We start from the raw sequence: 612 nt of genomic DNA on the forward strand, positions 1-612 counted from the left end.
GGCGGCGGTGTGCGCCGCGGCGGCGCGCCGGCCGGCCTCGGACCGCCCGGCGTCGACGGTGAGCACGGGCATGCGGCGGGAGACGCGGCGGGCGGTGCGGGAGAAGGCGCGCGGGTTGCCGAAGGACTCCAGGTGGAGCAGGGCCAGGTCGGTGCGGCCGTCTCCCTCCCACCACCGGAGCATGTCGTTGCCGCTGACGTCGTACTTGTCGCCCAGGGAGGCGAAGGTGGAGACGCCGATGCCCAGGCGGGCCAGCCCGCCCAGCAGGGCGGCGCCGACCCCGCCGGACTGCACGGCCACCCCGGCTGTGCCGCCGGTGCCGGCGGCCGGGAGCGCGGGGGTGAGGACGGCCGCCAGGCGGATGTCGTCCTCGGTGTTGGCGGCGCCCAGCGAGTGGGGGCCGAGCAGGCGCATGCCGTGGCGGCGGCAGGCGGCCAGCAGGGCGGCGCCCTGCCCGGTGTCGAGGCGGGGGCCGAGGACGGCCAGGGCGCGCACGCCGGGCTTGCCGCACTGCTCGGCGGGCTCGGGCACCTCGTGGGGGGGGGGGGGCAGGACGGCCAGGTCGGGGGCCTTGGGGAGGGGGGTCCCCGGGGGGGGGGGGGGGGGACGGGA

1 pseudogene is annotated in these 612 nt (G+C 80.2%); it reads right to left on the reverse strand.

Annotated elements, in window-relative coordinates:
* A pseudogene (locus ACLIYP_RS30725) lies at positions 1-612 on the reverse strand (GNAT family N-acetyltransferase); the annotation flags it as partial.

The organism is Streptomyces nanhaiensis (genome assembly GCF_046614825.1).
GTDB classification, from domain to species: Bacteria; Actinomycetota; Actinomycetes; order Streptomycetales; family Streptomycetaceae; genus Streptomyces; species Streptomyces radiopugnans.